This is a genomic window from Candidatus Korarchaeota archaeon NZ13-K (assembly GCA_003344655.1).
Classification (GTDB): domain Archaea; phylum Korarchaeota; class Korarchaeia; order Korarchaeales; family Korarchaeaceae; genus Korarchaeum.
In genome coordinates, this window is the sequence record MAIU01000123.1 from 1 (window position 1) to 2,472 (window position 2,472).

Below are 2,472 nucleotides of genomic sequence, written 5' to 3' on the forward strand. Positions count from 1 at the left end.
CCTGGAGTACTACTACGATCCGATCCCAACGAACTGCGTGGCCCACTGGTTCTGTCCAGCCTCCACAGGAATTGGTTATCCGAGATGGGCGTTGAGGAACGGACCAGAGTTGGGTCACTACAACCTAGCTGTTTTCTATGGAGCATGCAACCTTGACTGCCTCTTCTGCCAGAACTGGTTCTTCAGGAAGCTCACCCTAAGCAAGAGGCCTCTGGTCAGCTATGAGAAGCTGGTGGAAGCAGCGCTAAGCCACCCGGTCACCTGCGTCTGCTTCTTCGGCGGAGACCCATCGCCTCAGGTGGCCAACGCCCTTCTCGTCTCCAAGGAGCTGATGAGGAGGGCCGGACTCATGAGGATCTGCTGGGAGACGAACGGGCACTTCAACCCCAGGACATTCGAGGCCGTGCTCAGCGTGGCCATGAGGAGCGGGGGGAACGTGAAGTTCGATCTTAAGGCCTGGGATCCCAAGCTGTACCTTGCCCTCACCGGGAGGGAGCTCGGACACGTCTATAGGAACGCTGAGAGGGCTCTGCTGATGTCAAGGGAGAGGGAGGAGGTCCCCCTTTTCACGGCTAGCACACTCCTGGTCCCGGGTTACGTGGATGAGGAGGAGGTCAGGATGATAGCGAGGTTCATAGCCTCGATGAACCCGGAGACCCCCTACAGCCTGCTCGCATTTCATCCCAGCTTCCTCATGAGCGATCTCCCTAGGACCAGCAGGAGGCATGCTCTTGAGGCTGAGAGGGCTGCCAGGGAGGAGGGATTGACCAGGGTTCACATAGGGAACCCCTGGCTGCTTAGCAGGGAGGAGTACACTTGAGCTAGGCGCTAGAAGGCCCTGGGAGCGTCCCTAAATTATGATCGCGATCTCCTTCAGGCCCCCATGCGGTCAGCTCACTCCCTCATCTCGACGATCTCTATAAGCCTTCTGAGGCTGTCTATCCTCTCGAAATCGCATGGCTCTTCGCTCGCTCCCCTCAGGTGGATGAGCCTGGGGTAGTGAAGGGCCCTCAGGCCCGCGTTCCATGCGCCTATCACGTCGTGATAGCATGAGTCGCCCACGTGCATAACCTGGGATCCCGTGAGGCCAAGCCTTCTGATGAGCGCCGAGAATATCTCCCTCTGCGGTTTAAGGAACCCGGATTCGCATGAAGTGATGATGACGTCGAAGTGATCCAGGTTCACGTTCCTGAGGATCGCTCTGATGCTCCTCTCGCTGAATGAGGTGTTGGTGACGAGGGCCAGCCTTATTCCCCTCTTCCTCAGCTCGGGGAGCACCTGAACCGCCTCCTCATTCACCTTAGGTACGAAGGAATCCGTCGAGCCGGCATAAGCCTCGCTTGCCTCCTCGAGGGATCCCTCATCCAGCCTCAGGCCGAGCCGCATGAAGATCATCCTCAGGAGCTCCTTCGGTGGCACGACCATCCTGAAGTCCCTCGTGGCCAGGTACAGGTCCCTGATTGTCTCCAGGGGGACTTCATAGCCCCTCCCCCTCAGGAAGTCCCTGAGGGACTCCAGCCTCATCCTGAGGTAGAGCTCCTCATCCTCCTTGGTCTCCCATATCAGGGTGAACCACAGGTCGAAGGAGATCGCCCTGAGCATGGCGGCACCGCGAGCCGATAAGCATTAAAAATTATTGAGTTCTCAACAGCCTGAACACGACAGTTCCTCCGCATGTTTGACACTCCCCCTGCTTAAGCAAGGGGATTCTTGCTTCTACGGCGTTCATCTCTTCGGTGTTCACAGCCCTTCTAGGCTCCCACCTGCATCCATCCCACCTTAGAAGCAAGGGGTCTGCCACGACCCCGTTATCCCTATCCCTCCAGGAGGGACTCGGGATTATTGATCCATACCTTTTGGCGATGTTCAATACACCCACAACATCAGCATTCATTACTTTCTCACATTTTGGGCAATAGAACATTCCCCTATGTCTCCTAACCCCCCTTGCACCACAGAATGGGCATTCACTAGAAGTCCCATGCTCGTCAATCTCCTCTACTATAATCCCATACTCCTCAGCCTTCTCCTTAAGCCTCCGTATTATCCAGCCGTGGCTCCAGAAGTTGTTCACCATGGAGTTCGTTTTAGAACCCCCATGATTCCCCCTTATGCCTCTGAGGTTGCCCAAGATTATTTTTGAGATGCCTTCCCCAGAGGCATACTCAACTATCCACTTCACCATAGCGTTTACCGTGTGCCTGAACCTCCTCTGCCTCATCCTATATAGCTTCCTAAGCTTTCTTGAAGTTCTAGCACTATTTGTCCCTGCTAACCTCCTTTGCTCTTTCGCAATTTTCTCAGTCCAATACCACCAGTCGGCTAAGGCAGCTCTTCCCGAAAAGGATATCGGCTGTCTCATACCTTCACACCAGATAGTAGCTAGATTCACTACTCCCAGATCGATGTGGAGGGGCTTATCGCCCCCTCTGATGGGAGGCTCTTCAACCTCGACCGACATAAAGCCCCTCC

At 55.4% G+C, this 2,472-nt stretch carries 3 protein-coding genes; 1 reads left to right on the top strand and 2 read right to left on the bottom strand.

Annotated elements, in window-relative coordinates; translation table 11 throughout:
- Positions 1–820: radical SAM protein (locus BA066_07670; GenBank protein ID RDD52813.1), on the top strand; the 820-nt coding region annotated here is incomplete at its 5' end.
- A 74-nt stretch (positions 821–894) separates the two neighbouring features.
- Here the strand turns inward: BA066_07670 and BA066_07675 are convergent.
- Together BA066_07675 and BA066_07680 are read right to left on the bottom strand one after the other, a co-directional pair.
- Positions 895–1,602: an HAD family hydrolase gene (locus BA066_07675; GenBank protein ID RDD52814.1), complete on the bottom strand. Its 708-nt coding sequence runs from the start codon at positions 1,600–1,602 to the stop codon at positions 895–897.
- 31 nt (positions 1,603–1,633) lie between these two features.
- Entirely contained in the window at positions 1,634–2,461 is an 828-nt protein-coding gene (locus BA066_07680; protein RDD52815.1) for a transposase, read from the bottom strand.
- Between the last annotated feature and the right edge of the window lie 11 nt (positions 2,462–2,472).